The 24,192-nt window shown below is 30.9% G+C and carries 24 protein-coding genes; 4 read left to right on the plus strand and 20 right to left on the minus strand.

The window, feature by feature from the left end; genetic code table 11:
* Positions 1 to 43: 43 nt before the first annotated feature.
* On the minus strand, positions 44 to 589 hold the full coding sequence (locus tag HMPREF3046_RS09460; protein ID WP_070719040.1) for a thermonuclease NucI: 546 nt from the start codon (positions 587 to 589) through the stop codon (positions 44 to 46).
* A 168-nt stretch (positions 590 to 757) separates the two neighbouring features.
* On the opposite strand from HMPREF3046_RS09460, the gene HMPREF3046_RS09465 reads away from it, so the two are divergent.
* A complete protein-coding gene (locus HMPREF3046_RS09465) occupies positions 758 to 949 on the plus strand; it encodes a hypothetical protein (RefSeq protein ID WP_002448766.1) in 192 nt (63 codons plus the stop codon).
* Positions 950 to 1,053: 104 nt separating this feature from the next.
* Here HMPREF3046_RS09465 and HMPREF3046_RS09470 read toward each other — a convergent pair whose 3' ends face one another.
* The 6 genes from HMPREF3046_RS09470 to HMPREF3046_RS09495 form a co-directional block, all read right to left on the minus strand.
* Positions 1,054 to 1,656, minus strand: coding sequence for a response regulator transcription factor (locus HMPREF3046_RS09470; protein WP_070719041.1), 603 nt, complete (start codon positions 1,654 to 1,656; stop codon positions 1,054 to 1,056).
* Positions 1,653 to 2,747: a sensor histidine kinase gene (locus tag HMPREF3046_RS09475; protein WP_070719045.1), complete on the minus strand. Its 1,095-nt coding sequence runs from the start codon at positions 2,745 to 2,747 to the stop codon at positions 1,653 to 1,655. The genes HMPREF3046_RS09470 and HMPREF3046_RS09475 overlap by 4 nt, the downstream gene beginning before the upstream one ends.
* Positions 2,748 to 3,482, minus strand: a complete 735-nt coding sequence (locus HMPREF3046_RS09480; RefSeq protein ID WP_070719048.1) for an ABC transporter permease — start codon at positions 3,480 to 3,482, stop codon at positions 2,748 to 2,750.
* Positions 3,475 to 4,353 (minus strand): ABC transporter ATP-binding protein, encoded by an 879-nt coding sequence (locus tag HMPREF3046_RS09485; protein WP_070719051.1) that lies wholly within the window; start codon positions 4,351 to 4,353, stop codon positions 3,475 to 3,477. The genes HMPREF3046_RS09480 and HMPREF3046_RS09485 overlap by 8 nt, the downstream gene beginning before the upstream one ends.
* Positions 4,354 to 4,496: 143 nt before the next feature.
* Entirely contained in the window at positions 4,497 to 5,978 is a 1,482-nt protein-coding gene (gene cls / locus HMPREF3046_RS09490; protein WP_070719052.1) for a cardiolipin synthase, read from the minus strand.
* A 32-nt stretch (positions 5,979 to 6,010) separates the two neighbouring features.
* Positions 6,011 to 6,205 (minus strand): hypothetical protein, encoded by a 195-nt coding sequence (locus HMPREF3046_RS09495; RefSeq protein WP_002448761.1) that lies wholly within the window; start codon positions 6,203 to 6,205, stop codon positions 6,011 to 6,013.
* 224 nt (positions 6,206 to 6,429) lie between these two features.
* Here HMPREF3046_RS09495 and HMPREF3046_RS09500 point away from each other — a divergent pair, with 224 nt between their 5' ends.
* Together HMPREF3046_RS09500 and HMPREF3046_RS11430 are read left to right on the plus strand one after the other, a co-directional pair.
* A complete protein-coding gene (locus tag HMPREF3046_RS09500) occupies positions 6,430 to 7,455 on the plus strand; it encodes a threonine aldolase family protein (RefSeq protein WP_070719054.1) in 1,026 nt (341 codons plus the stop codon).
* A gap of 127 nt (positions 7,456 to 7,582) precedes the next feature.
* Entirely contained in the window at positions 7,583 to 7,759 is a 177-nt protein-coding gene (locus tag HMPREF3046_RS11430; protein ID WP_185956981.1) for a hypothetical protein, read from the plus strand.
* Between the two features lie 684 nt (positions 7,760 to 8,443).
* Here the strand turns inward: HMPREF3046_RS11430 and glnA are convergent.
* The 5 genes from glnA to hflX all read right to left on the minus strand — a co-directional run bounded on the left by glnA (position 8,444) and on the right by hflX (position 14,015).
* Positions 8,444 to 9,784: a type I glutamate--ammonia ligase gene (gene glnA, locus HMPREF3046_RS09505; protein WP_002448751.1), complete on the minus strand. Its 1,341-nt coding sequence runs from the start codon at positions 9,782 to 9,784 to the stop codon at positions 8,444 to 8,446.
* 20 nt (positions 9,785 to 9,804) lie between these two features.
* Positions 9,805 to 10,173: a MerR family transcriptional regulator gene (locus HMPREF3046_RS09510; protein WP_176662098.1), complete on the minus strand. Its 369-nt coding sequence runs from the start codon at positions 10,171 to 10,173 to the stop codon at positions 9,805 to 9,807.
* A gap of 224 nt (positions 10,174 to 10,397) precedes the next feature.
* Positions 10,398 to 11,372, minus strand: a complete 975-nt coding sequence (locus tag HMPREF3046_RS09515; protein WP_070719056.1) for a tRNA dihydrouridine synthase — start codon at positions 11,370 to 11,372, stop codon at positions 10,398 to 10,400.
* 140 nt (positions 11,373 to 11,512) lie between these two features.
* On the minus strand, positions 11,513 to 12,751 hold the full coding sequence (locus tag HMPREF3046_RS09520) for a methionine gamma-lyase family protein (RefSeq protein ID WP_070719060.1): 1,239 nt from the start codon (positions 12,749 to 12,751) through the stop codon (positions 11,513 to 11,515).
* Positions 12,752 to 12,776: 25 nt separating this feature from the next.
* The gene (hflX, locus tag HMPREF3046_RS09525) at positions 12,777 to 14,015 is read right to left on the minus strand and encodes a GTPase HflX (RefSeq protein WP_070719062.1); all 1,239 of its coding nucleotides are present in this window, start codon (positions 14,013 to 14,015) and stop codon (positions 12,777 to 12,779) included.
* Between the two features lie 109 nt (positions 14,016 to 14,124).
* On the opposite strand from hflX, the gene HMPREF3046_RS09530 reads away from it, so the two are divergent.
* Entirely contained in the window at positions 14,125 to 14,601 is a 477-nt protein-coding gene (locus HMPREF3046_RS09530) for a glutathione peroxidase (RefSeq protein WP_070719065.1), read from the plus strand.
* A 190-nt stretch (positions 14,602 to 14,791) separates the two neighbouring features.
* Here the strand turns inward: HMPREF3046_RS09530 and hfq are convergent, their stop codons facing one another.
* From hfq to mutL, 8 genes are all read right to left on the minus strand, one after another.
* Positions 14,792 to 15,034, minus strand: coding sequence for an RNA chaperone Hfq (gene hfq / locus HMPREF3046_RS09535; protein WP_070719068.1), 243 nt, complete (start codon positions 15,032 to 15,034; stop codon positions 14,792 to 14,794).
* A complete protein-coding gene (gene miaA, locus HMPREF3046_RS09540; RefSeq protein ID WP_070719073.1) occupies positions 14,988 to 15,986 on the minus strand; it encodes a tRNA (adenosine(37)-N6)-dimethylallyltransferase MiaA in 999 nt (332 codons plus the stop codon). The genes hfq and miaA overlap by 47 nt, the downstream gene beginning before the upstream one ends.
* A gap of 3 nt (positions 15,987 to 15,989) precedes the next feature.
* Entirely contained in the window at positions 15,990 to 16,925 is a 936-nt protein-coding gene (locus HMPREF3046_RS09545) for an alpha/beta hydrolase (protein WP_070719074.1), read from the minus strand.
* A 204-nt stretch (positions 16,926 to 17,129) separates the two neighbouring features.
* Positions 17,130 to 18,800 carry a glycerol-3-phosphate dehydrogenase/oxidase gene (locus tag HMPREF3046_RS09550; RefSeq protein ID WP_070719077.1) on the minus strand — a complete coding sequence of 557 codons (1,671 nt, stop codon included), beginning with the start codon at positions 18,798 to 18,800 and terminating at the stop codon, positions 17,130 to 17,132.
* Positions 18,801 to 18,947: 147 nt separating this feature from the next.
* Positions 18,948 to 20,447, minus strand: a complete 1,500-nt coding sequence (gene glpK, locus HMPREF3046_RS09555; RefSeq protein WP_070719081.1) for a glycerol kinase GlpK — start codon at positions 20,445 to 20,447, stop codon at positions 18,948 to 18,950.
* A 95-nt stretch (positions 20,448 to 20,542) separates the two neighbouring features.
* Entirely contained in the window at positions 20,543 to 21,361 is an 819-nt protein-coding gene (locus tag HMPREF3046_RS09560) for an MIP/aquaporin family protein (RefSeq protein WP_070719083.1), read from the minus strand.
* Positions 21,362 to 21,612: 251 nt separating this feature from the next.
* A complete protein-coding gene (locus tag HMPREF3046_RS09565; protein ID WP_070719086.1) occupies positions 21,613 to 22,146 on the minus strand; it encodes a glycerol-3-phosphate responsive antiterminator in 534 nt (177 codons plus the stop codon).
* 15 nt (positions 22,147 to 22,161) lie between these two features.
* Positions 22,162 to 24,186, minus strand: a complete 2,025-nt coding sequence (gene mutL, locus HMPREF3046_RS09570) for a DNA mismatch repair endonuclease MutL (protein WP_070719089.1) — start codon at positions 24,184 to 24,186, stop codon at positions 22,162 to 22,164.
* Positions 24,187 to 24,192 lie beyond the last annotated feature (6 nt).

The raw sequence follows: 24,192 nt of genomic DNA on the forward strand, positions 1-24,192 counted from the left end.
TCACTTATCCAGATACTTTATGTCCCGGACTCATACTTATTTTTTAACTCCAAAGATTCACTTTATCTTTTTTAGCTTGCTGTTCATCTTTTTCAAATGTACTTCTATATTTACCGTTAGGTGAGAAGTATTTTTCACGAGCTAATCCTTTTTTAACTAATTCTTCGTTATACATCGTTTTTTCATCTAACCATACATAGGCTAATGTACGACCATAACGGTCTTCTTTTTCCTTATCATATTCTAAATACACATCTTTATTATTCAAATGTCGTTTGCTGTAATTAGAGGCTTCTTTCCCATAAGGTTGAACTGGTGTGTTAGGTTTAACCGTTTCTGGTGTATCAACACCAATTAAACGTACCTTAATTTGCTCACCATTTGATTTCTTAGCCACAAATGTATCTCCATCTACAACACGATCAACGTGAACTTTCTCTTTTCCTTTAAATTCTGTCTGTGTTGAATTAGATGAAGGATGCTGACTATCGTCTTTAAATGGCCCTGTATGATTTAAAAATTGAAATGCTAATACGCCAATAACAATGACAGCAAGAACAATTATTGTTAAATTTTTCTTTGAATTCATAGGTGCCCCCTATATTATATTTTTAATACTCAAATATAATATATAATACGTATTTAATGATCAATCAATACTTTCGACCTAAAAAGTCTACCTATATTAAATTTATTTTCAAAAAATGATTAATTGATATTCAACATGATATAATTATACATGTTAGGAGTGAAAGACATGAGCGAACGTAATGAAAATTTAGTCACGATGATTGCTGTTGTAATTGCTATTATTGTTGGCGTTATTTTACAAATCGTTTATAAACTGCCTATTATTGTTTCGGTTGTTATAGCAGTATTGTTAGGCATTTTAGTTGGATTTATTGTTTATATTATTCAAAGTATTATACGTAAACGAAAAGATAAATAAGGGAGTATCATACAACGTCACTCTCAATAAAAGACTGAATTGAAAACATTAAATATCATTCAATTCAGTCTTTTTTTATATTATTTTAAATTTTTTACTTACTTTTATATCCATCCTTTTTCTTTCGCCTGCTTCCAAGCATTAAACCGATTATCTGCATTTAATTTATCAATTATATTAGACGTATAATTTCTTACTGTTCCATCTGAGAGATAAAGTTTTTCTGCAATTTCTTTACTACTTAGATTATTTCCAATTTCACGTAATACAACTTGTTCTTTATGTGTTAAGGGATTAGATTCTTTAAATAAAGTAGTCATTAATGAAGTACTATACTCTTTTTCACCTTTCATGACGTTTTGGATAGTTTGTATTAAATCTTCTACTGAACGTTCCTTCAATACGTATGCATCTACATCATTAGCCACAGCTTTTTCAAAATAACCTGGTCTTTTAAATGTTGTTACAATAATGACTTTAGTATCTAATTTAAATTCTTTTATTTTAACTAATACTTCTAATCCTGTCAGTCCAGGCATTTCAATATCTAATATAGCAATATCTGGATAATACTTTTCAATAAACTCAAATGCGTCAACCCCATTACCACAGTCCTCAATCACTTTCATTTGGTCATTGAATTCAATCAGTTGAACCATTGCTTTTCGCAACATATATTGATCTTCTGCTATTATAATGCTAATCATTTAATATCCTCTCTTGGTATTATAATACGTATATGCATACCACTTTTATCTTTAATTTCTAGCTTTCCATTAAGAAATTGAACTCTATTTTCTATACTTTCTAACTTAATGTCTTCTGTATCGTTTAAACCTTTTCCATTATCTTGAATAATTAAGTAGAGTTCATTTTTTTCTTGTCTAACCTCACAACAGATTTTACTAGCATTTGCATGTTTAATGACATTATTGATTGCTTCTCTCAAAATCATTGATAGTATAGATTGCTTTGTTGGATTTAAAACATTTACCTTTCTTATATTTTTTAATTCAAATTGAATGTTTGCATCTTTTAAAACAGTTTTTATAGATTGAATTTCCTCTTCAAAACTTTGAGATTTTAAATTTTCAATAATATTTCTTACCTTAATTAAGGTATCTTTAGACATCTGATTAATCGCTAATATTTCATTTTTAGCTTTTTCTTGATTTTTATCAATCAACTTATATGCCAATTCTGATTTTAAACTAAGGCTTACAAATACATGCCCTAGTGTATCATGTAAATCTTGCCCTATACGTTGACGTTCTTGTTCTGCAATTAATGTATTAATATACTTATTTTTCTCTTCTATTTCTTTTTTTAATGCTCTATCTTTTTTAGTTTTAAAATTTCCTAGTGTAATAATTAAAATAACTAAATAAAAGATAATTAATACAGAAACATATTCTATTTGATAAAAACTTGTAATTGTGAGACATAAAAGCATTGCAATTATAAATGTAATAAATTCTTTAGACTTAATTGTTACTTCAAACATGAAAGGTAATGCAAATGCGCTAAAGAAAAAGAATAAGCTATTCATTGGATTAATAGTATAAACAAAATATATAATTCCTACATAATGAACCACTAATAGGCTATATTTTACGTTATTGTTAAATCGATAATAATATATTACTAACATAAGATACGACACAATGAAAATAGCTAAAACAATTAAATATACAGTTTGAGAACCTCGTTTTTCATTAAAGATGCTTATAATTGGAAATAACAAATATAAAAGCGTAGAAAGTTCTCCTAATCTAATACTCCATTTTCTTTTTTCCATCTAGTTCACTTCTTTTCTTTGGTTAATCCACATTGCAATAATTAAAAACATTATACTATATACAATTAAAGTAAATAATGAAGTAATGTTTAATCCTTGATTTTTAACTAATTCCAGTGCCAAATTTTTCAAATGATATGTTGGAGTAATTTTCGAAATTTTTTGTAACCAAATTGGAAATGTTTGAACTGGAAACCACAATCCTCCTAATATCGCTAACAACATATTAATTATGTTTGCTATACTATTTACCTTTTGTGTCTCATTAAATTGAGCGATTACTAATCCTAAGGTTAAAAATAAACTTGCACCTATCCATAACGAAACACCTGAAAGTAACCAATGTTGTATACTCATATTTACATTTTTATAAAGATGAGCAACAACAAATATTAAAAGAATAGATAATAAAAATAACAACATTGTTTTTATTACTTTAGTGATAAAATAGATTTTACTGGATAAGGGAGTAACCATTAATCGTTTAAACCAACCTGTATTTCTTTCTTCTATAATGTCTAAAGGAAATTGCATTAAACAAAAACTCATCAAACTAAACACTGTCATACTATACATATATTCTTTATAGAACTGCTGTTTCGCCTCTTCTGGTAAGTCTAGTAAAGAAGTAAATAATAAATAAAAGCCTACCGGTAATATGATTGATAAGAATGTAGTTAGTTTCTTTCGAAAAATAATTTTAAATTCTGTTTTTAATAAAGCGATATTATTCATTTTTAGTCCCTCCCTCTTTTACATCAGCAAATAAAATTGTTTCTAACAATGTTTGCTTTTCAATAGTAATGTCATTTAAATTTATATTTAATTTTTCCAAATAATATATTACTTTCTTAACATCAGATGTTTTAATTTTTAAAATAGTATCTTCAATTTTTACCTCAAAATAATTTGTTAAATTCTGTAAATTATTGTCTACTGTATTTGGCACTTTAATTATTGAATAGTGTTGATTGGTTAATATATTTCTAGGTGAATCATTTAACTTAATAATGCCTTGATCAAGAAATATAACTTTATCTGCCATTCGTTCTACTTCTTCAATATAATGAGAAGTATAAAAAATCGATACTTTTTCTTTTTTTAATTTACGCACAATTGACCAAAAATGTTCTCTCATTTCAATGTCCATTGCTGCAGTAGGCTCATCTAAAATGAGTAGCTTTGGCTTTCCTATTAAACATAATCCAAAATCTAATATTCGTTGTTGTCCACCAGATAAGTGATTTGCATACAGATTCAACTGGCTATCATTCAATTTTGTAATTTTTTTAAATTCATCTATTGAAATTGTATCCTTGTATAGTTGACAAAATAATTTATATAATTCCTTTACTTTTATTAACCTAGGAAAAGACGTTTTTTGAAATAATACACCAATATGATTTAAATTTAATACATGATTTATATCTATAATTTCTCCCGTTTCTGCTTTCAAATGATTAATTAAAATATTAATTAAAGTTGATTTTCCGGCTCCATTTTTTCCTATTAATGCAGTACTAATACCCTTTTCTATATTTAGAGATATGTTTTTCAATACTATCTTTCCATTATATCTTTTAGATAAATGTCGAATTTGAATCATAACTCATCACTTCCTTTTGTTAATATAAATAATTTATCAACAAACAAGTTATAATTTCAGATAAAAATGTCATTATTTTTAAGTGACATTTGTCACATTAATAAAACCGACAAAGCACAATGCTTTGTCGGTTTTATTAATTCTCACAAGATTGGTGATAATAATTTGGCAATATCTTCTTTAAATTTAATTGATAATGGCCGTTTTTTATATTTCTCAATTGTAAGTTGTTTAGATTTTTTAATATCTTCTTTATACGCCTCTTTTAACTTCTTAGCTAATTGTTCATCATATACGAATGCATTAACTTCAAAGTTCAATACAAAGCTTCTGTAGTCCATATTAGATGAACCTACACTACTGACTTCATCATCAATCATTAACATTTTAGAATGTATAAATCCATTTTGATACGTATACACTTTTACTCCATATTCAAGTAATTCAGCAACATTTGAAAATGTAGACCAGTAGACAAATGGATGATCAGGTTTACATGGAATCATTATGTTAACATCAACGCCAGTATTGGCTGCCATTTTCAATGCATTAATGTAAGCTCGATCTGGTATAAAGTAAGGTGTTTGAATATAAATAGATTTTTTCGCACTCATAATCATTTTGGTATATCCAAACTCAATTTGATGTAGTTCATATGCAGGTCCACTTGAACCAATTTGAATGGCTGAATGACCATCGTGTACTTTCTTTTTAGGAAAATACTTTTTATCATATTCAAATTGTGGACGATGTGCTTGAGAGTTCCAATCAAGAATAAATCTAATTTGAAGTGCATTTACAACATCACCTTGTACTCTTAAATGCGTATCTCTCCAGTATCCTAGTTTACCTAAACCTAAATAATCGTCACCTACGTTAAATCCACCAATATACCCGATTTGACCATCAATAACAATAATCTTACGATGGTTACGATTATTCATTCTAAAGTTAATAATTGGTAGTTTAGATGCAAAAAATGCTTCTACTTCTCCACCTAATGATTCAAAACGTTTAAATTTGTGACGTTTTAATTTTTTTGAACCCACATCATCGTAGAGTAATTTAACTTCTAAACCTTCTTTTAACTTTGTTTCTAGGGCATCGATAATTCGTTTGCCTAGACCATCGATTTCAAATCCAAAGTACTCTAAATGTATGTAATCTTTCGCATTATAAATATCTTCAATTACTTTATCATATAATTCATGACCATCAATAAATAAATCAATTGTATTGTCTTCAGTAATAAAAGCATCTTGTTTCTTTAATAGCATTCTTGCCATGTCTTGATGATTTTGTAGCTGCTTATTTTCTGTATGATAGTTATGATGATCAATTTTATGAGCTTGTTCATCGATCAAATCTTTATAAACATCTAGCTCTTTACCATTATTTTTCTCCATTTTTCTTTTTGAAACTGTTCTACCGAAAAATAGATAAAGAATAAATCCAAGCACTGGTAATACAAATAATACAAATATCCAAGCCCATGTCGAAGATGCACTACGTCTGTTACGCTCTAGAAAAATCAAAGTAAAAGCCAACACTAAATTGACTAAAAATCCAATCACTAAAATGATATTCAATATTGTGCCAATTTTAGGGCCAAAAAGACTTATCATAATTCTAAACTCCTACTTCTAAAATTCAAGTTTTATTTATCGGCTAATATTAAAAAGGCACTTAATATTTCTTCATTATTAGGAAATTGACGTTCTTCAATTTTATCAATTGAAACATTTAATAATTCATAGCGACTACCTTCTTCACTTGCTAAATATTGATTAATTTCATTTTCCAATTCTTCAATTGTTTGTTCTTGAATTCTTTTAAATTTTACTTTGCTCATTTGTAACACTCCATTTCATATATTTGTTTAAATCATAGTCCTTTTACATGTATTTATCAACTAAATTGTAAGAGAAATAGGATGTATTTTAAAAGCGCTTACATTTTTATTTTTATTCTCTTAAATTCACTTTTGTAAAAAGGTGGTGTATACTAAACACATTCTATTCGAATTTTCAGAATAATCAGTTTAGAATAAGCATAAGGAAGTTAGGGAGGAATTCGATGATATCTTTTGAAAATGATTACCTAGAAGGCGCACATCCAAAAATTTTACAACGTTTTATTGATACAAATTATATTCAAGCTTCGGGTTATGGGGATGATCAATTTTCAAAACAAGCCGCTGATCAAATTCGAAAAACGATTCAATGTCCTGAAGCCACTGTTCGTTTTTTAGTTGGTGGTACACAAACAAATCAAGTTGTTATTAATACTGTATTAAAGCCATATGAAGGAGTTATTTCAGCAGATACAGGTCATGTGGCAGTACATGAAGGGGGCGCTATAGAATTTAGTGGTCATAAAGTATTAGCAGTGCCATCTTATGAAGGTAAGATTTCACCTAAAGAAGTAAATACCTATCTTGAAACTTTTTATAGCGATTTCAAGCGTGAACATATGGTATTTCCTGGTATGGTATATATTTCTCATCCTACTGAATATGGAACGCTTTATAGCAAAGAAGAACTCAAGAATTTATCAGAAGTCTGTAAAGAACATAACATTCCATTATTTATGGATGGTGCACGATTAGGTTATGGTTTAATGAGTGACGAAACAGATGTCACAATTGAAGATATTGCTAATTACTGTGACATTTTTTATATTGGTGGTACAAAGATTGGTGCACTATGTGGTGAAGCGATTGTATTCACAAACAATAATGAACCTACACATTTCACTACACGTATTAAACAACATGGTGCCCTACTTGCTAAGGGACGTTTAGTTGGTATTCAATTTTTGGAATTATTTACTGATAACTTGTATTTTGAAATTAGTCGACATGCTATTAATATGGCGAATAAAATGAAGCAAGGATTTATCGATAAAGGTTATAAAGTGTATTTTGATTCTCCTACTAATCAACAATTTTTCGTATTAAGTGATGATAAGATTAAAGATCTTCAGAGTAAAGTGAAATTTGCAATTTGGGAAAAATACGATGATACACATCGTGTTGTTAGATTTGCAACAAGTTGGGCAACAACTGAGGAAAATATAGACAAACTTTTAGAATTAATTTAATTATTAATTTATTTAATATAGACCTTAAGATGACGTACTTTGGGTCTATATTTTTATGTTTACATAATATTTTTATAATTCATTCATATTTTACTGATATATTAAATAAAAATAGTCGATACATATTATGAAAAAATATTTAGTGGTAAGCGAGCATGAAAAACCAAAAAAACATACTTCTCAAAACATTGATAAAAAGAAAAGCAAGATAATAATAAAAATCAAAAAACATATCCTCTTATTAATCGATATTCAAAATGCTCCACTTAATCAAGATAAGACTCAAATTGCAAATAAGAATTAATCACCAATACCATTCAATACTATTCAAGATAATAATAGTAAACAAAATCAATATCATAATGAATGGTATTAACCACAAAGTAATGGTGATACGATTGGATACATTACATCTGATGATACACATATACTATAAGTAGATGTTTATTTCCGTCACAACAAAATAGTAAACAGAAAACTGATGACAATAATCATAACGAAATCCACAGAACTAAAGAAAGCTAAAAAGTTCGTGACCACGTAATCAATGGATATAATATCAAGTCAATGGGTCAAAGCAACATAAAAATTAATGTATATACGTTGTATTTATTTTCGGAATATTTCTAATCAAAAGATGTTTTCCTCATTTTTTATACTTATTCGTGATTATTATCTAAATTCTTATTATTCTGTCTTTATTTCATAATATTACTTTGAATGTTCAAAATAAAAATTAACACTAGAAGTTGATTTATAAACCAATATTGAGAATTAAATAAGAAGCTAAACGACCTATGATTAAACTAGAAAATTTTGAAACGTATATAAAGAATGTTTTTTAACTTTAGTTGCCCAATAGTTGCCCAGTTTCTCAAAATCGCTCTAATTTTTATGATTTAGTTGCCCAGTTTTCAAACAAAAAAGAAGCTAAGGCAAGTGCCTTAACTTCTTATATCCCTAAGTCTTTCCCCTTTTTGCTTAGCGATTAGTATTGTTTCATGTATTGATCGCGTTCCCATTCAGATACTTGAGTTCTGTAATAGTCCCATTCGATAGATTTAGAATTAATAAATTGATTATAGATGTGATTGCCTAATGCTTTTTTAACTGTATCGTTTTCACGCATTGCTTTTAATGCAGTATAAAGTGTAGATGGTAAATCTTGAATACCTACTGCTTCACGTTCTTCACGATTCATTTCATAAATATTTTGGTTTACTGGTTCTGGTACTTTAGTTTTGTTTTTAATACCGTCTAAACCAGCTTGTAAGATCGCAGCTAAAGCCATATATGGGTTAGCTGCTGGGTCAACTGAACGTACTTCAATACGAGTTGATAAACCTCTTGAAGTAGGTACACGTACTAATGGAGAACGGTTTTTACCACTCCAAGCAATGTAACATGGCGCTTCGTAACCAGGTACTAAACGCTTATATGAATTGACTAATGGGTTACATACTGCTGTAAATCCACGTGCATTATTTAAGATACCTGCAGTAAAGTGATAAGCATCTTCAGTTAATTGGTCTTTGCCGTTTGGATCAAAGAATGCATTTTCTTTACCTTTGAATAAAGATACGTTAAAGTGCATACCACTTCCATTTACACCAAATAATGGTTTTGGCATAAATGTCGCATGTAAATTATGTTTACGTGCAATTGTTTTAACAACTAATTTAAATGTTTGAATGTTATCACATGCTGAAATTGCATCTGCATATTTGAAGTCAATTTCGTGTTGACCCGGTGCTACTTCATGGTGACTTGCTTCGATATCAAAGCCCATATCTTCTAATTCAAGGACGATGTCACGACGACAATTTTCACCTAAGTCAGTTGGTGCTAAGTCGAAGTAACCACCATTATCATTTAATTCTAATGTTGGTTCACCTTTTTCATCCAATTTGAATAAGAAGAATTCTGGTTCAGGTCCTAAGTTGAAATCTGTATAACCTAAGTCTTCCATTTCTTTTAATATACGTTTTAAGTTCGTACGTGGATCCCCAGCAAATGGTTCACCATCAGTTGTATAAACATCACAAATTAAACGTGCTACTTTGCCTTGACCTGCTGTCCAAGGGAAGATAACCCAAGTATCTAAATCTGGGTATAAATACATATCTGATTCTTCAATACGTACGAAACCTTCGATTGAAGATCCGTCAAACATCATTTCATTATCTAACACTTTTTCTAATTGGCTTACTGGAACTTCAACATTTTTGATTGTACCTAAGATATCAGTGAATTGTAATCTTAAATATCTTACGTTTTCCTCTTTTGCAAATTTGCGAATATCTTCTTTTGTAAAAGTACGTTTTGACATGGTAGACATCCTCCAAGTTATTAATTAATAAATCGTGATAAATCGCCACGGTTTATCGGTAAAGCTTCACTGCGCGGTTTCTGAGTTGCATCTACAATCATTCTTTTTCTCGTTTCTTGTTCATCAGTAGTTAAGTGCCCTTGATTATTTGTAATTATTTGTTTAATACCTTTTAAATTAAAACCTTTTTCAATTAACGCTTTAATTTCTAACAGGCTCTCTAAGTCATTCATAGAGAATAACCTTTTATTTCCTTCGGTACGTTCGGGCTTAATGAGTTCATGTGTTTCATAATAACGTATTTGTCTTGCTGTGAGTTCTGTCAATTTACAAACAACACTCATAGAGAACACGGCCATATTACGTCTTATTGTATCGTTAGACACTATAACCTCACCCCTACTTTTGAACTTGTCTATAATTTAGCATAGTTTAATATGAAATACAAAAATATGTTAGGTTTTCTTACATGGAAATTAAATATTTCTTACATATAAACATAAAAGCCTATAGATACAGTTATCTACAGGCTTTTTACTATTTAAAAATTATTTTTTAAGGCATCTATACGATAGCGTATTCTTATTGTTAAGTTTTAAAAACTTAAGCTTCATTAATGGTTATCTTCCATATTTGCTTCAAAATCATCAAGTAATGCTCGAGCTTCATCTACAGTTTCTGTACTCATTAATTGATGTCGTAATTCACTTGCACCTCTAATACCTCGCACATAAATTTTAAAGAAACGTCGTAAACTTTTAAATTGTTGTGTGTCTTCATTTGAATGCTTTTCAAATAACTCTAAATGTAATCTAAATAAATCCAAGAGTTCTTTACTTGTATGTTCGCGTGGCTCTTTTTCAAATGCAAAAGGATTATGGAAAATACCTCTTCCAATCATAACTCCATCAATACCATATTTCGTCGCAAGTTCCATTCCTTTTTGTCTATCTGGAATATCACCATTGATAGTTAATAATGTTTGAGGCGCCACTTCATCGCGCATTTCTTTAATGGCTTCAATTAATTCCCAATGTGCATCGACTTTGCTCATTTCTTTACGTGTGCGAAGATGGATAGATAAGTTTGCAATGTCTTGCTTAAACACATGTCTTAACCATTCTTTCCATTCCTCTATATTATAATAACCTAGACGTGTTTTAACACTAACAGGTAATCCACCTGCCTTGGCTGCTTGAATAATTTCAGCTGCTCTTTCTGGTCGTAAAATTAACCCAGACCCTTTACCCTTTTTGGCAACATTTGCGACAGGACAGCCCATATTTAAATCAATACCTTTAAAGCCCATATCTGCTAAACCAAAGCTCATTTCTTTAAATTGTTCTGGCTTATCACCCCATATATGAGCAACCATAGGCTGTTCATCCTCACTGAATGTTAAACGCCCTCGTACACTATGTATCCCTTCTGGATGACAAAAACTCTCCGTATTTGTAAATTCAGTAAAAAATACATCCGGTCTCGCTGCTTCACTTACTACATGTCGAAAAACAATGTCTGTCACGTCTTCCATCGGCGCTAAAATGAAAAATGGACGTGGTAATTCATTCCAAAAATTTTCTTTCATAATTGATTTAAACCTTCTTATTCATTAGTATCTCGCATAATTAACCATGATATATTATCATAAAATAAATCCATATACAAAAGGAAATTCATTCTCATTATTTTTATTACTATCTATTTTTGAATATTTTGTTATACTACTTAAATTAAATTCTGTTCTTTTAAATTCATTACTGCACGTGTTACTGCAATTTTAACATGTTCATAAGTTAGACCACCTTGCACATATGCCTCATAAGGCGGACGAATCGGACCATCTGCTGATAATTCAATAGAGGAGCCTTGCACAAATGTTCCTGCTGCCATGATGACATCATCTTCATAACCAGGCATATAACTAGGTTCAGGACTAAAGTGTGCATTAATTGGTGAAGCATGTTGAATACTTTGACAAAATGCAATCATCTGTTCTTTTGTATCAAATTGAACGGTTTGAATTAAGTCTGTACGCTTAGCATCGTACTTGGGTACTGTGTTCATATTCATTTTTTCAAGAAGTAAACTTGTAAATAGTGCGCCTTTTAAGCTTTGACTCACTACATGCGGTGCTAAAAAGAATCCTTGATACATTTCTTGCAATGAAGATAATGAAGCACCCGCTTCTTTACCAATACCAGGTGCAGTTAAACGATAACCACAACGTTCTATTAAATCTTTTCGTCCTGCAATGTAACCACCAATTTTTGCTAATCCACCACCAGGATTTTTTATTAATGATCCTGCAATTAAATCTGCGCCCACTTCTATTGGTTCTCGATGCTCTACAAACTCTCCATAGCAATTATCTACAAAAATAATTACATTTGGATATCGTTGTTTAATTTGAGAAATAGCATTTTCTATTTCATCTACTGTAATTGAAGGGCGTTGTCCATATCCTTTTGAACGTTGAATAGCTATAACTTTCGTTTGTTTCGAAATAGTATTTAAAACAGTTTCAATATCAATCATTCCATCTTTTAATGCAACTTCTTTATATGTCACGCCATGCTCTTTTAGACTTTCAATACCATTGCCATTAACACCAATCACTTCAAGTAAGGTGTCATAGGGACTACCTGTAATGTACATCAGTTCATCGTCATATTTGAGTGTACTTTGCAATGCTAATGTAATGGCATGAGTACCTGAAATAATTTGAGGTCTAACAATTGCATCTTCTGCTTTAAACGTATAAGCATATATCTCTTCTAAATGATCACGTCCAAAATCATCATAACCATATCCTGTAGAACCTACTAAATCATTCTCGCTCGCTTTAACATGATGAAAAGCATCAAGAACCTTTTCCTGGTTAATATAAGCAGTTTCTTCAATTTCTTTAAAAAAGGGTGTTAACGTTTTTTCTACTTCAGAAACGATGTGTTGAATATCCGACATGCAATTTATCCTCCTTTGTATATAATTATTTTCTATATCCTGTAACGATATAACTTTCATTATTCTCATCAAATTTCATTTCTTCGATAAGTGTATGTTGTTTTAAAAAATATAATCTATCTGCCTCTTCACTAGATACAGTTTCTACGTAATATGACAAAGTCGCTTTTATTTGATCAAACAGTAACTGTTTCACTTTTAATTTATCTTCACTATTACGACTTGATACAAATACAGATGGGTGATCTGATACCGGTACATCAGTTTCTTCAGAACATTGATCTTTTTTATTAAAAATAATCGCTTGTGGAAGGTCATCCATATGTAAGTCTTTTACCAATTGATTAACCGTATCATATTGAGCACGATATTCTGGATGGCTTGCATCAACGACATGTAGAAGTAGATCTGCGCTTTTTGCTTCTTCTAATGTCGACTTAAATGCTGCTACTAACGTTGTAGGCAATTTTTGAATGAAGCCTACAGTATCAGAAATAATTAAATTAAACCCATCATTAATTTGTATTTGTCGTGTTTTAGGGTCAAGTGTAGCAAATAGTAAATCTTTTTCAAAAGTCGTTTCATTTGCTAAAACATTAAACCAAGAAGATTTTCCAGCGTTGGTATAGCCAATAAGTGCAATTTGAAATACTTGATTTTGTTCGCGTTGATTACGATATCTTTCACGGTGTTCGACTACTGTTTTAAGTTGATGTTTAATCTCATTCATACGTGTTCTAATATGACGTCTATCCATTTCTAATTTTGTTTCACCAGGACCACGCGTACCAATTCCCCCGCCTAAACGAGATAAACTTTTTCCATGTCCTTGTAATCTAGGGAGTAAATAATCGAGTTGAGCTAATTCAACTTGTAATTTGCCCTCTCTACTACGCGCTCTTAAAGCAAAAATTTCAAGAATGAGCTGTGTTCTATCGATAATTTTAATGCCCAAATTATCATTTAATGTTTTTGATTGTGCCGTTGTTAACTCATCATTTGTCACAACAACATCGATGTCATGAAATTCTATAAAAGCTTTAATTTCATCAATCTTACCTTTGCCAACATAATATTTATAATCAAATTGATCTTTATTTTGAGTGACTTGTCCTTTAACATCTAATTGACAAGTCAATGCTAAAGCTTCTAATTCTTCCATTGTAGATTCAAAATTATATTGATGATCACTTTGAGCATGTACACCAACTAATACAGCAGTTTCTAGCTTTTTCTTTGTATCATAAGTGTGTTGCTGAGCCATGATATACATCTCCTTTTTTAGCATGTCTTACATATTCTATCATAGAGCAAGTTTAAAGACTAACGACTAAAACTATGTTAAATTAAAGCTAAGTTGAAAGGGTGATAGTATGGAAAATATTTATGATTTTGAAGTTCAAAAATCTAATGGTGAAAATTATAAATTAGATGTATATAAAGGCAATGTTATGCTTATTGTTAATACAGCGAGTGAATGTGGATTTACGCCACAATTTGAAGGATTACAAGAATTATATAATAAATATAAGGACCAAGGATTTATTGTTTTAGGTTTCCCATGCAATCAGTTTGGTGGTCAAGAACCTGGTTCTGGTGCTGAAGCAAATCAAAATTGTAAAATTAACTACGGTGTCACATTCCCTATTCATGAAAAAATTGACGTTAAAGGTGATAACCAACATCCATTGTTCCATTATTTAACAAGTCAAGCTAAAGGTATGTTAAGTGAAAAAATTAAATGGAATTTTACTAAGTTTTTAGTTGACCGTGAAGGTAATGTTGTTCAACGATTCTCACCTCAGAAAAAACCTGCTCAAATTGAAAAAGATATTGAAAAACTTCTATAAATTAAATAAAAGCTTCAATATAGATTACTATGTCATAGACAATCGTTCTATATTGAAGCTTTGCTTTATTACAAACATTTCCTTTACTTGTTCAAAAGTGCAAAAATTGATGAGAATTTTGCAAGCTACGTATAAATTTCGACCGTGGACTACGCTCTAAAAGCTAGTAACTTGGCACTTTAATTACAACTTATTCTTCACCTTCGCCTGTAGCTTCTGAATCAGTAGATTCTGTATCCACAGTAAAAGTGCTGATCGCATGTTTGTAAATCAAATGTTGTTTGCCTTGAGAAACTAAGCTAATCATGTATTTATCAAAGTCTTCGATAACGCCTTTCATTTGAAAGCCATTTAAGAAAAATACAGTAACTTCCGTTTGTTCTGCTTTAAAGTTCTCTAGTGCTTGATCTTGGATGTTTTGGTTTGCAATCATGTTTAGAACTCCTTTTATTTATTTGGGTTGTAATCTCATCTAACATCATTTGAAGTGACATTGTCTCTCTATCAAACCATTGAACATTCATTTTGTTTTTAAACCATGTGAGTTGTCTTTTCGCATATTGCCTTGAATGTTGTTTCAATAATTCTACAGCTGGTTCTAATTCCATTTCTCCTTTTATAACAGGGACAAGTTCTTTGTAACCAATTGCTTGCATACTCTGACTAGACTCAAAACCTTGTTCAACTAGTGCTTTCACTTCATTAAATAATCCGTGGCCCAACATAATATCAACACGTTTATTTATTCTTGTATATAATGTTTTGCGCGACATTTCAATCCCTACTAATAATGTATCATAATTTTCTGTAAATTGTTGAACTTTCTTTCGAGAACTTAAAAGTTTTTTTGTTTTTAAGTAATATTCAATCGCTCTAAGTACTCTTTTTCTATTATTTGGATGAATATCTTTAGCTGATGTTTCATCAAACGATGCTAAATAACGATGCAAGTCATCATTTTTTAATTGATTTAATGCATCTATTTTTTCTTTTACTCTCAATTCTTTTTCTACTGATATATTTTCATCATCAAATGGATAATCGTAAATTAAAGATTGAATATATAAACCTGTACCTCCTGCAATAATAGGTACTTTACCTCTTTTTGTAATATCTTCAATAAGCACTTCTGCTCTTTTTTTAAATTCGTATGCAGAGAATGATTCATTAGGATTTAAGATATCTATTAAATAATGGGGTATCCCTTCCATTTCTGTTTCCGTTACCTTTGCAGTACCTATATTCATTTGACGGTATACTTGCATCGAATCGCCACTAATGATTTCTCCATTCATTTTTTTAGCTAATTCGATACTCAATTCTGTTTTACCCGAAGCTGTCGGTCCTACAATGACTACTAGAAAAGGTTTTTTTGATGCTTGCAATGATTACGCCTCACTCTGATTATTTTTCAATACTTGTTTTTGAATCCAATCAAACATATGATTCCATATCATTTGTTGATCAACTTCAAATAATATTTCATGTCTTCTATTTGCATAAAGCTGTACCGTAATATGTTTAATCCCAGCTGTTTTAAATTTTCTGGCCAAGGATTTTATGCCTCTGCTATACTCTCCAAAAGGATCATTTTTTCCTGAAATCATCAATACTGGTAACTGTTTATTCATTTTTTTTAATTGACTATAATTTGCAGTACGTGTCATATATTTTACTGTTTCATAAATTAATTGGTTTGAAACTAAAAAGCCGGTATACTCATCGTTTACAAATTTATCAACTTCTGTAGATTGTGATGAAAGCCAGTCACTTTCAGTTCGTGGTTGATCAATCTTCTTGTTAAATGATTTGTAAACGAGTTGATTGACCCATTTTAAGCGATTACGTTTCCCAGTAAAAATAGAAATTAATTTCAAACTAATCCCTGCAGGAATTCCTTTCCATTTAGGATATTGTCCTGTTCCAGTTAATATCAATCCATTTGCAAAATTTGGATAAGTTTCAACGAATAAACGTGCAATAATAGATCCCATTGAATGGCCTAATACAATATAGGGTAATCCTTTCTCACTATCATATAAAGTTTGTGCAATTTCAAACGCATCTTGAACGACTTGATTCATGCTGTCGTAATGTCCACGTTCTTTCTCATCAATCTCTTTTCCATGTCCTCTATGATTATGTCTAATCACATCATAGCCTTGATGCGTTAAAGCATTAACAAGTGTTTCGTATCGATCCATATGTTCGGCCATACCATGAAATATATGTATAATACCATAAGTCGCTATGTTTGCTTTATCTACTTTAACTTCTAAAGTTGTTCCATCTTCTACAGTTATTTTATAAGCACTTTGCCCCACGTATATGCCTCCAATCTCTTTCTATAATGGTATGTTAACAACGTACTATTTCTACTAATATACCTATACTCTTTAATGTTATCAAATAGTTTGTCACTTTTTAATAGGTTATATATACTTTAAATTCAAAAATTTTATATAAATATAAAAAACTGAGATTGAGTGCTTTTACCCAATCTCAGTTAATATACTATTTAACTACATTTATTTTTCTGCAGGTTGATGATTACCATGTGTTGCTTCTTCAATAGCTTCATCAACTTCTTTAGAAAATTCATTTTTTTGTTCAGCAGTATAATTTAATAATTTATCTAATTCGTCAATAATTGCTTGTTTATATTGTTTAACTGTATTGATGTCAAAGTATAATTTACCAGTACGACGAATTAAGAAATCCGTTGGTTTATATACCATTTCGTTTTGTACACTATAAACTAACTGAACGTATAATTCTAATGGCATATTTAAATCTTTTTCATTAGTTAATTGTGCAATTGCGAATAATTTATCTACATTTGAACCGTATTTTGAAGCTAAATTATGAGCCACATCTGTGCTTAATCCAAGTGCTTTTCCTTCTTGGACTTTACGATTTACGTAGTTTTCAAAGTTTTTACTACCACCAACATCTCCACCAGAAATAGGTGTATGTTTAGTTTTGCTATCCACAAATTTTAGACCGTATTCTTGTTTTAAACGCTTAGCTAATAAATCAACAATTTCTAATGCCATATGACGATATCCAGTTAATTTACCACCAGCAATGGTCAATAATCCTGATTTACCTTCCCAAATTTCATCTTTACGTGAAATTTCTGAAGGATCTTTTCCATCTTCTAAAATTAATGGACGTACGCCAGCCCAAGTTGATTCAATATCAGCGTCTGTAACATGCACATCAGGGAACATATAATTAATTGCATCAATTAAATAGTCTCTATCTTCTTGGTTAGTTAAAGGTTTTGTTTTTTCATTATTATAGAATGTATCAGTAGTACCTACATATGCTTTACCTTCACGAGGAATAGCAAAAATCATACGACCATCTTTTTCAGTATCAAAGTAAACCGCTTGACGTAATGGGAATTTTGATTGATCGATAACTACGTGAACACCTTTTGTCAAACGTAATTGTTTATTGTTACGTGTATAATCTTTCTTTCTCACTTCGTCTACCCATGGACCAGCAGCATTGATTACTTTTTTAGCATTGATTTGATACTCTTCACCTGTAATCATATCTTTTACTTTAATGCCACTTACTTTATTTTTAGCATCGTATACAAAGTCAGTAGATTTAGTGTGATTAATGACTTCAGCGCCTTTTTCAGCAGCACGTTTCATCACTTCAATTGTTAAGCGGGCATCATCAGTACGATATTCTACGTAGTAACCGCCACCTTTTAAACCATCTTTTTTCACAAGGGGTTCTTTATTTAAAGTAGCTTGTTTAGATAACATTTTTTTACGTTCATGACGTTTAACACCTGCTAAACGATCGTACATTGTTAACCCAATATTAGTTGTGAATTTACCAAATGTACCCCCTTTATGCATCGGTAATAACATCCATTCAGGAGTTGTTACGTGGGGACCATTTTCATAAACTATTGCACGTTCTTTACCTGTTTCAGCAACAACTTTGATTTGTGCTTGTTTCAAGTAACGTAAACCACCATGTACTAATTTAGTTGAGCGAGAACTTGTACCTTGCGCAAAGTCTTGCATTTCTACTAAAGCTACTTTCATACCACGTTGTGTAGCATCTAATGCAATACCTGCACCAGTAATTCCTCCGCCAATAACTACAACGTCAAATTCTTTATTTCTTAAATTCTTTTTAATTAAGTTCCTATTAAAAGTAGATAATGCCATAATATACCCTCCAAAATTTATATTAAAAAAAGAGAGACCTATACACACAGAAGCATACTGCATGATAACAGGTCTCTCAAATCTCGACTAATGTATTAACTTAATTACATCATAACATATTCTTTGTAACTAAGCCATAATTAAAAGTTAATCTTCTAATTTAAAGACCTGAGTAGCTTCTACTGCTTTCTTCCAACCTTTATATAACTTAGTTCTTGTTTCTTCAGACATTTCTGGATTAAATTCTTTTTCTAATTTCCATCTATCAGCAATGTCTTTTTTATCTTCCCAAAAGTCTACAGCCAAACCTGCTAGATAAGCAGCTCCGAGTGCTGTTGTTTCTTGAACTTCCGGACGTTCAACTGATGTATCAACAATATCTGCTTGGAATTGCATGATAAAGTTATTTTTTACTGCGCCACCATCAACACGTAAATTATTTACTTCAAGTCCTGAATCTTTAGACATTGCTTCCATAACATCACGTGTTTGATAACATAAAGATTCTAATGTTGCTCGAATGAAATGTTCTTTTTCAGTACCACGAGTTAATCCGAAAATCGCCCCACGTGCTTCAGAATCCCAATATGGTGTACCAAGTCCTACGAATGCAGGAACAAAGTAGACATTATCAGTAGAATTAACACGTGTCGCATAGTTTTCAGTTTGCGGTGCAGAATTAATAATTCTTAAACCATCACGTAGCCATTGAATTGCTGATCCAGATACAAAAATTGATCCTTCAAGTGCATAGTTTACTTTACCATCAAGACCATAAGCAATTGTAGTTAACAATCCACTTTCAGACGTTACAGGTTCTTCACCAGTATTCATTAACATGAATCCGCCAGTACCATACGTATTTTTCACATCACCACGTTCAAAACAAGCTTGACCAAATAATGCTGCTTGTTGGTCACCAGCAATACCAGCAATTGGTACTTCTTGACCAAAGAAGTGATAATCTTTAGTATGTGCATAAACTTCACTAGATTCTTTAACTTCTGGAAGTATTGCTTTAGGAATGTCTAGTAATTCTAATAATTCATCATCCCATTTAAGTTCATGAATGTTATACATTAATGTACGGCTGGCATTTGAATAGTCTGTAATATGTGCTTCTCCACCAGACAGTTTCCACACTAACCAAGTATCGATAGTTCCGAATAATAAATCTCCATTTTCTGCTTTTTCTCTTGCACCTTTAACATTATCTAATATCCATCTGACTTTTGTTCCAGAGAAGTAAGGGTCTAATAATAAACCTGTTTTATTACGAAATGTCTTTTCATGACCTTGTTCTTTTAATTCATTACAAATATGTTGTGTTTGACGAGATTGCCAAACAATTGCATGATAAATTGGGCGGCCTGTTTTCTTATCCCAAATGACCGTAGTTTCACGTTGGTTAGTAATACCAATACCTTTAACTTGTTCAGGATCAATTTCATTTTCATTTATCACTTCAGCCATTACTGCTAATACTGATGTCCAAATTTCATTAGCGTCATGCTCTACCCAACCAGATTTAGGAAAGTATTGTTTAAATTCTCTTTGCGCAACGCCTTGGATTTGTCCTTCTTCATCAAATAAAATTGCTCTAGAGCTAGTTGTGCCCTGATCGATTGACATGATGTATTGTTCCATAATTTTTCTCCTTCTTCCATTCTGACTGTATGTGTTAAGTATCCTTTGAGTCACATAGTCAATATATTATATGATTTAAAATTAAATTTTTACTATTAATAAATCGATTCAATATCTTTATGTTTATTTGATTTATTAAGCGCTAAACCAATAAGTAATGTAACAATCACAACTACAATGCTAACACCACTCATAAAAGTAAATTCATTTTTATAAAAAACCTGATAAATCACAGCACCTATCATACCGCCAGCAATTGGTCCTAGTACTGGTACAATAGCATACCACCAATTAGATCCACCTTTACCAGCAATTGGTAAAATCGCATGTGCAATTCTTGGTCCTAAGTCACGAGCTGGATTAATAGCATAACCTGTAGGTCCACCTAAACTTAAACCTATTGCAATAATTAAACTACCCACAATTAATGGATTTAATCCATCTGCAATTTTGTTTACCCCAATAAATAAAATCCCTAAACTTAAAATAGCTGTTCCAATAATTTCACTTAAAAAGTTAGCAAAATAATTTTTAATAGCAGGTGCAGTGGAGAATACGCCTAATTTTGCACCTTGCTCTGTAGTTGCCTTCCAATGTGGCAAATACATTAACCAAACAAGTGTAGCTCCCACAATTCCTCCAACCATTTGACAAACAATATATCCAGGTACTTTTACCCAGCTAAAACCTCCCTCAACTGCTAAAGCAATTGTCACAGCTGGGTTTAAATGGGCTCCAGAAAATTGTCCTACTGCATAAACCCCCATAGTTACAGCTAAGCCCCATCCAGCGGCAATAACGATCCAATCAGATTCTTGTCCAGCGCTACGTTTTAAATTTACATTTGCACATACGCCTCCACCGAACAAAATAAGAATGGCCGTGCCTAAAAACTCTGCTAAATAAGCATTCATGTTTTAACCTCCTACAAGGCAAAAAGACTTCTACAAACTATAATATAATTAGGTTTGCAGAAATCTCTTCATCTCTCATTCAAATATTAACTTGTATAAATCATACAAAATAATTGTAAGCGTTGTCAATATCTTTTGTAAAAAAATTGTCACAAATTATTTTTTAGATTAAAACAGCGTTATAATTATTTTTTAATAATACATAAAAAACCTGAGACTTTAATTTTTGTCTCAGGTTAAAAATATAATTTCTACCATAGTTTTCTATTACTTGTGGTTACATAACTTGCACCACTATTAATCGCATTAGTCACTTCTTTTTCTTCTTCGATTAAGCCACCTGCTATAATTTTAGCAGTCGTTGCTTCCCTTACATTTTCAACAATTTTATGAGCAATACCTGGTAGTACTTCAACATAATCTGGATCCACTTTTTTTATGAGTTGTATACTACGATTGAGTGCTTGACTATCAATAATAAAAACTCTAAAAATAGTAAGTACATTTAATGATTTTGCTTTTTGAATGACTTTAGTTTTTGTTGAAACAATCCCTTTTGGTTTATAAGTTTGAATGATATATTCACATGCATACTCATCATGTGCCATTCCTTTAATTAAATCAATATGAATATATGCTTCAATGTCATATTTTTTAAGTAACTCTATAATACTTCTTAAATGACCTACATGCATATCTAAAAGGACACACACTTTATAATCCGTTTGAGTTAATTTCTCTAAATCTTTCATATTTCGAATTGCTGGTAGTACGTGTTCTTTCATTTCTATGCATCCCTTCTACATTACTCGTTTAAATAATTTCTCTAATTCATAATTTGAAAAGTTAATAATAATCGGTCTACCATGAGGACAAGTAAATGGATCTTCCGCTTCTCTTAATTGATCAATTAAATCTGACATTTCATTCTTTTTCAAGTAATGGTTTGCTTTAATTGACTTCTTACAACTCATCATAATAGCTGCGTCTTCACGCATTTTTTTAACGTCAATTTTTTTATGATTTAATACTAGTTCAATCATATCTTTAATAATTTCCTCTGCTTCCACTTTAGGAAACCATACTGGATAACTATTTACAATATAGTCATATCCACCAAAATGTTCTAAATGGACTCCTACTTTATCAAGTTCTTCTCGATATTGATCAATAATTAATTGCTCGTCTTTTGAGAAGTGAAATGTTAAAGGAATTAACAAATCTTGTACTTCATTTGATACTTCGCCTATCTTTTCTCTGAAATATTCGTATTTAATACGTTCTTGAGCAGCATGTTGATCTATCATAAACATTCCATTTTCATTTTGAGCAATAATATAGGTACCGTGTACTTGGCCAACTACTTCCATATATGGCACACGTCGAGACGGTGTTGAACTTACTTTACCTTTAATATCTTGTTCTTCTTGATTTGTAACATTCTCTTGAAAGTCATTATTTTCATCATAATTATAAATATTGGTTTCATCATGTCGACTGTTATCAATTGAAGATTCGGCACGATCTAAACTATTTAAAATATCTTTTTGAATGTCGAAGTAATCTTTATCCATACTACGTTTATTATTATAGACACTAGAATTTTCGTTATCTTCTCTAGCGTAAGAATCATCAGAGGTATGTTCTTCATCATATTGATGACTTAATGTTGAAAAGGTATTGTTAGTCGACATGTTGGTGTCATTTTTATTTTCTAATTGTTTTGCCTGATTTGAAATATTTTGTTGTTTTTGTTCAAAATCGATTTTTTGCTGTTCAAATGTGTGCAATACTTTATTTTTTTTAGGTGTTCGATCTAAATCATTTTTAGGAATTAATATTCTATCTTTAAATGCATATCTAATTTTTTCAATAATTAAATTATAAAGTTGTTCTTCTTTTGAAAGTCTAACTTCAAGTTTTGTTGGATGCACATTGACATCTACTAAAATTGGATCCATTTCTATATTGATATAGCAAATAGGATAACGACCTATGGTTAGAAGTGTATGATACCCTTCAGTAATAGCTTTATTTAAAGCAAAATTTTTGATATATCGACCATTAATAAAAATTGAAATATAATGTTTATTACTACGAGAATGTTCCGGTTTAGCAACAAATCCTTCTAAATGATAGTCACTCGTATCTCCAGAAATGTGAACCAAATCTTTTGCAACTTTAATACCATATATTTCAGCCATCACTTCATTTGTTCTTCCAGAGCCATTCGTTTTTAGCATCGTTTTTCCATCAGATATAAGGGAAAAGCGAATGTTTGGATGACTCATTGCCATTCGATTAACAATATCTGTAATTTTTCCTAATTCTGTATATAAACTTTTAATATATTTTAACCGAGCTGGCGTATTATAAAATAATGCTTCTACTTTAATATCTGTTCCTTTTTTGGCTTTTGCTGGTTTTTGAGATAATATTTCACCATTTTCAGCATAAATTTCATGACCATTTTCATTATCCGTACACGTTTTAAGTGTCACTTTAGCTACAGATGAAATACTGGCCAGTGCTTCACCTCGAAACCCTAATGTTCTGATATGAAACAAATCATCATCATCAATTATTTTACTGGTAGCATGCCGATGAAAAACAAGTTGCAAATCATCTCGCTCAATTCCAGTTCCATTGTCTACTACACGAATTGAGGAAATACCTGATTGTTCTACTTCTATATTAATTTCAGTCGCTTTAGCATCAATCGCATTTTCAAGTAGTTCTTTTACTACTGAACTAGGACGTTCAACCACTTCTCCTGCAGCAATTTTATTTGCTAAAGATGTTTGTAATTCTTTAATTTTACCCATGGATTA

Origin of the sequence: Staphylococcus sp. HMSC070D05, from assembly GCF_001815595.1 — a bacterium.
Classification (GTDB): domain Bacteria; phylum Bacillota; class Bacilli; order Staphylococcales; family Staphylococcaceae; genus Staphylococcus; species Staphylococcus hominis.